Here is a 5,410-nt window from a genome sequence, read left to right on the forward strand (position 1 = left end):
TTACCGAATGCCATCACAAACTCTCGTGTCCGCCGGAGGAACCGTGGCCGCCAGCGCCACGGGTGGTGTCAGCCAGCCCGGCCTCGTCGAATGACGTGACCTCGACCAACTCGGGTAGCTCGACCCGCTGAACCAGAAGCTGTGCGATCCGGTCGCCGCGTCGCACGATGATCGGCTGCTCGGGGTCGAGGTTGATGAGTGTCACCTTGATCTCGCCGCGGTAGCCCGCGTCGACCGTGCCAGGGGTATTGACGATCGAAAGGCCAACGCGCGTCGCCAATCCCGACCGCGGATGGATCAAACCCACCATGCCGTGGGGAATCGCCACCGCGATTCCGGTGGGAACCAGGGCACGTCGGCCGGGGGCGAGTGCGATGTCGACTGCGCTGTACAGGTCGACGCCGGCGTCGCCGTCGTGCGCCCGGGCAGGCAGGGGCAGGTCGCGATCCAGCCGCACGACCGCCAGAGAGGTGGACACGACCACGGAGATTACTCTTGACCGCGTGTCCGACACGCGCGCAGCCACCCAAACGGTGCGGTATCAGGAGCGCCTACGGGTGCCGTGGTGGTGGCTGGTGCCGGCATTCGTGCTGGCGACGTTGATCGCGCTGGAGGTGAATCAAGCCGTTCAGGCCATGCCGAACTGGGTTTCGTTCGCCGTCCTGCTGCCGGTCGCCACCGCCGTCTGGGCCTGGCTCGGGCGCGTCGACGTGCGCGTGGTCAGTACGGCGACCGACGGGGGTGCCGACACCGAGCTGTGGGTGGGGGCAGCCCATCTGCCCGTCAGTGCGATCTCCAGGTCGGCCGAGGTGCCCCGCTCGGCAAAGTCCGCGGCGCTGGGCCGCCAGCTCGATCCCGCGGCCTATGTCGTCCACCGCGCCTGGATCTCATCGATGATTCTCGTCGTGCTCGACGATCCGGACGACCCAACCCCGTACTGGCTGGTCAGTTGCCGTCGACCGGACCGCATCCTCGCCGCCTTGCGCAGCTGAGGCGTCAGGCCGCGCAGTCCGTGCAGAGCATCATGCCGCCCTTTTCGCTCGCCAGCCTGCTGCGGTGGTGCACCAGAAAGCAGCTCGAGCAGGTGAACTCGTCCGCCTGTTTGGGCACCACCCGCACCGACAGTTCCTCGCCGGAAAGGTCGGCGCCGGGAAGCTCGAAGGACTCGGCCGACTCGGATTCGTCTACGTCGACGACCGCTGATTGTGCTTCGTTGCGCCGCGCCTTCAGTTCCTCGAGCGAGTCTTCGGAAACGTCATCGGTCTCGGTGCGCCGTGGGGCGTCGTAGTCGGTAGCCATCCTCATCCCCTCCTTGTCGATCCGTCTTGGAGCGACAGAGCTTTGTACCAGCGCAGAACGCATCCGCCAAATGATTCGTGCCCCGTTGGGCGCCGGATTGGTTGTGATTTATATCACATCGCGAAAGACCTGGTAGAGACCAGTGGTAGTACCTGCCCTTACAGTGCAGGGGTGGTAGCGCAGATCACCTCCGGCACGGCGTTCGACAAGCACGGCCGTCCCTTCCGGCGAAGGAACTACATTCCGGGCATCGTCGTCGTGGCGGCGCTCGCCGTGGTGACCCTGGTGGTGTGGGTCATCGCGTTCAACCAGCCCACTGACACCCACCAATTGGCCGCCTGCAATCCGCCGCCACCGGTGGCCAACGCCACCCAGACCGCGCTCGGCGAGCAGGTGACCACCGCGACCATGTCGGACGTCACCCCGGCCAAGCTCGCCGACACGAAGATCCGGGTGCTGAATGCCAGCGGCCAGGGCGGCCAAGCCGCCGAAGTGGCCGGCGCGCTGCGCGACCTCGGCTACGCCCCGCCGACCGCAGGCAACGACACCGTCTACGAGAACACCCGGCTGGAGTGCCAGGGCCAGATCCGGTTCGGGCCGTCGGGTCGCGCGGCGGCCGCGGCGCTGTGGCTCGTCACGCCGTGCACCGAACTGTTCGAGGATCAGCGGCCCGACGACACCGTCGACCTTGCGATCGGCACCGAGTTCTCCGAGGTAAGCCACAACGACGACATCGACGCCGTCCTTGCGAGTCTGCGCCCCGACGCGACCCAGCCCGCTGAGTCGACGCTACTGAAGAAGATCCACTCCGCCGCCTGCTGAGCGGCTCAGCGGGCACCCGCCCGACGCAATGCCTCGTCGAACTCCACGGCGATCCCCGGCGCCGCCGCGACGATCAGACCCGGCTCCTCGGCTCCCCCTTCGCCTCCCTCGATGGGCGGAAGGCGCATTCTGGCGCCCGCCTCCTCGGCGACCAACGCGCCCGCCGCCCAGTCCCAAACGTTCACGCCGAGTTCGTAGTACGCGTCCAACCGACCCGCGGCCACCATGCACAGGTCCAGCGCGCACGACCCGACGCGGCGAACGTCGCGAACATTCGGCAACAGCCGGGCCAGCACCTCGCCCTGCTGTCGACGCCGATCCGGTGAGTACCCGAAACCCGTACCCACCAATGCCAACGAAACGTCGCGGATCGGGTTGCAGCGCAACGACATCGACACGCCATCCCGCCGAAGGTGAGCCCCTTCGCCGCGAGCCGCGGAGAAGACCTCACCCGTGGCAACGTTCGCGACCGCACCTGCCACCGATCGGCCGTCGACCTGCACGCCCACCGACACCGCGTAGGCCTCGATGCCGTAGACGAAGTTGACCGTCCCGTCGATCGGGTCCAGCACCCACGTCGGTCTGCCGTGATGACCGACGGCCGAGCCGCCCTCCTCCTCCCCGACGATCGGATCGCCGGGCCGCAACTCGGCAAGCCGATCACGCAGGAGTCGCTCGGTCTCGGTGTCGACGATCGTCACCGGATCGGTGGGCGTGCTCTTGGTTCGCACCGCGGCAGCGGCGTCACGATCGGCGGAGGCCGCGCCGAAGACCTCGGTTCTGCGGCGCCGAACGAAGCCGGCCGCTTCGTCTGCCAGAAGTTCGGCAACGGCCCGAAGGCGGCCAGGATCGCTGTCATCGGTCACTCTCCCATCGCAACACATCGCGCTTACCGAGGCACTAGGGTGTGGTTGGCGTCGCACCTGCCTGCCTCTTACTTCGGGAGCGCTCATGACTGAAAGCCCTGTCACCGTCCCGATTGACGACGGCTCCCAGCGCCGAGGTTTCGGCGTCGACGTCGGTGGAAGCGGGGTGAAGGGCGGCATCGTCGACCTCGACACCGGCCTGCTCATCGGCGAACGCTTCAAGCTCCCGACGCCCCAACCGTCGACGCCCGACGCCGTCGCCAAGACCATCGCCGCGGTGGTCAACGAGTTCGGCTGGGAGGGCGGGCTCGGCGTCACCTACCCCGGCGTCGTCACCGATGGAATCGTCCGCACCGCCGCCAACGTCGACAAGGGCTGGATCGGCACCAACGCCCAAGACGTCATCGGAGCCGAACTCGGCGGCCGACGCGTCACCGTCCTCAACGACGCCGACGCGGCAGGTCTGGCCGAGGAGAAGTTCGGAGCAGGCAAGGACAACACCGGCGTGATCGTGCTGCTGACGTTTGGCACGGGCATCGGGTCCGCGGTGATCCACAACGGCGTGCTGCTACCCAATACCGAGTTCGGACATCTCGAAGTCGGCGGCAAGGAGGCCGAGCATCGGGCCGCGTCATCCATCAAGGAAGCCAAGGAATGGAGTTACGAGCGCTGGACCAAGGAGGTCACCAGGGTGCTCGTCGCCGTCGAGAACGCCATCTGGCCGGATCTGTTCATCGCGGGCGGTGGCATCAGCCGCAAGGCCGACAAGTGGATTCCGCTGCTGAAGAACCGAACTCCCGTCGTCGCAGCCGCCCTGCAGAACGAGGCAGGCATCGTGGGTGCCGCGATGGCCGCCGAGGTGGCGCAGAGCTGAGCCGCTTGCCTCAGCCGTCGACGAGTTCGCCGGCCCGGCTGGCCAGTTCGGCACGGGTGCGGACGGCGAGTTTCCGGTAGACGCTACTGAGGTTGTGCTCGACGGTCTTGGGGCTGATGAACAGTGCCGAAGCGATGTCCTTGTTGGTCAGCCCGGAGGCCGCCAATCTTGCGACGCGCAACTCCGAAGGGGTCAGGTCTGAGTCGTTGGTGCGCGGGGCGTCCGTCCGTTTGAGTTCTGCGCCGACGCGGTTGGCCCACAGCGGGACGTCCAATTCCTGGAAAGTGGTCAAGGCCTCGCGCAGCGTCGCGGCCGCGAGATTCTTCTTGCGCTGGCGGCGCAACACCTGGCCAAGGAACAACTGGGTGCGCGCGCGCTCGAACGGCATCTGCAGTCTGTCGTGCTGCAACATGGCCCGCTGAAGCGTCTCCTCGGCTTCTGCGAGTTCGCCACCGGCCGCCTGCAACATGCTTCGACCGCGTGCGCCCACCGCCAACATCCACGGCCGATCCAGATCGGCACCGTGGCGCTCCAGTGCGTCGACGATGGGGTCCGCCTCGTCGAGTCGACCGACGGCGACCAGCGCCTCGACGGCGTCGGGCATGTAGAACGCTGGGAAGATGTCCTCACCGCCCTTGCCGTCTTCTTGGATCAGCAACGGCTGCAAGACATTCAGAGCCTTCTCGTAGTTGCACAGCGACACTTCGAGGAAGCCGAGAGCGGTCAGCGGCCACAGGGTGAGGAACGAGGCTCCGCATTGGCGCGCACCGGTGATCGCCGTGCGGGCGTCCTCGCGTGTCACGCGCTCGTGTCCCAGATAGGCCGAGGCAAGCGCACGCTGGGTTCTACCCATGACGACCGGGTATCCACCCCCGACGCTCGCACCCCGCCACAACATGTCGTCTGCGATGTCGGCAGCCACCGAGTACCGGCCCAGCCACGTGTACACCATCGACAGATGTCCCGAGACGTACACCAGGTCGGCGTCGGAGCCCATCTCGACGCAGCGACGCCGGGCCGCGATCAGGCCGGCCAGTGCCTCGTCGAGGCGTCCAGTCCAGCCCTTCGTCACGGCATCGGTGATGCTGGCACGGAACGGCGCAGCCACGTCCGGGTCGGGAACTTCCAGCTCCAGCGCACGAGTCAGCGCCGCCTCGTCTCTCCTGTACCCGCGTGCACAGTCGAGCATCACGTGCAAGGAAAGCGCAGCGCTGATGAGCTTCGGATCGCCGAGTCGCTCGGCATGCGAGACGGCCAACTGCGCCTGACGCCGGGCGGCATCGTGGCTGCCCGTCATCACCTGCGCCCTCGAGAGCAACAGCTGCGCCTTGACAAGCAGGCCGAGGTCGTCCCCCGATTCATCGACGGCCTCGCCGAGCAGAACGAGCGCTCCGGCGTAATCGTGCTCGGAAATCCGGGCCGCGCCGAGGAGGTTGAGCGCGGCCGCGCGAGCCGGTCCCGACCCGAGGCCGTCCATCGCCGGTTCGAGCATCCGCCGGGCCTGCCGCGTCTCGCCAGCCAGCAGGTGTTGTTCGGCCGCGCTGAGCCG

The 5,410-nt window shown here is 67.4% G+C and carries 7 protein-coding genes; 3 read left to right on the forward strand and 4 right to left on the reverse strand.

The features are described 5' to 3' along the window. Positions 1 to 13: 13 nt before the first annotated feature. A complete protein-coding gene (gene dut / locus QOD90_RS17780; protein WP_526352044.1) occupies positions 14 to 478 on the reverse strand; it encodes a dUTP diphosphatase in 465 nt (154 codons plus the stop codon). A gap of 25 nt (positions 479 to 503) precedes the next feature. On the opposite strand from dut, the gene QOD90_RS17785 reads away from it, so the two are divergent. Continuing rightward, complete coding sequence (locus tag QOD90_RS17785; RefSeq protein WP_526352046.1) at positions 504 to 992, forward strand: DUF3093 family protein; 489 nt, start codon at positions 504 to 506, stop codon at positions 990 to 992. 4 nt (positions 993 to 996) lie between these two features. Here the strand turns inward: QOD90_RS17785 and QOD90_RS17790 are convergent, their stop codons facing one another. Further along, a complete protein-coding gene (locus QOD90_RS17790; RefSeq protein ID WP_526352048.1) occupies positions 997 to 1,299 on the reverse strand; it encodes a DUF4193 family protein in 303 nt (100 codons plus the stop codon). Positions 1,300 to 1,470: 171 nt separating this feature from the next. Between QOD90_RS17790 and cei the strand changes: the two genes are divergently transcribed. After that, complete coding sequence (gene cei, locus QOD90_RS17795) at positions 1,471 to 2,121, forward strand: envelope integrity protein Cei (RefSeq protein ID WP_526352050.1); 651 nt, start codon at positions 1,471 to 1,473, stop codon at positions 2,119 to 2,121. Positions 2,122 to 2,126: 5 nt separating this feature from the next. Here cei and QOD90_RS17800 read toward each other — a convergent pair whose 3' ends face one another. Further along, positions 2,127 to 3,005, reverse strand: coding sequence for an inositol monophosphatase family protein (locus QOD90_RS17800; protein WP_526352052.1), 879 nt, complete (start codon positions 3,003 to 3,005; stop codon positions 2,127 to 2,129). Between the two features lie 67 nt (positions 3,006 to 3,072). Here QOD90_RS17800 and ppgK point away from each other — a divergent pair, with 67 nt between their 5' ends. Beyond that, a complete protein-coding gene (ppgK, locus tag QOD90_RS17805) occupies positions 3,073 to 3,861 on the forward strand; it encodes a polyphosphate--glucose phosphotransferase (RefSeq protein WP_526352054.1) in 789 nt (262 codons plus the stop codon). A 10-nt stretch (positions 3,862 to 3,871) separates the two neighbouring features. Here the strand turns inward: ppgK and QOD90_RS17810 are convergent. Then, the coding region (locus QOD90_RS17810) for a LuxR C-terminal-related transcriptional regulator (protein ID WP_526352056.1) at positions 3,872 to 5,410 on the reverse strand (1,539 nt) is incomplete at its 5' end.

This window comes from Mycobacterium sp. (genome assembly GCF_032161845.1).
Lineage (GTDB): Bacteria > Actinomycetota > Actinomycetes > Mycobacteriales > Mycobacteriaceae > Mycobacterium.

Coding starts and splice junctions, on each gene's coding strand:
- QOD90_RS17790 (WP_526352048.1), bottom strand. CDS start 1,299: ATGGCTACCGACTACGACGCCCCACGGCGCACCGAGACCGATGACGTT.
- QOD90_RS17800 (WP_526352052.1), bottom strand. CDS start 3,005: ATGTGTTGCGATGGGAGAGTGACCGATGACAGCGATCCTGGCCGCCTT.
- ppgK (WP_526352054.1), top strand. CDS start 3,073: ATGACTGAAAGCCCTGTCACCGTCCCGATTGACGACGGCTCCCAGCGC.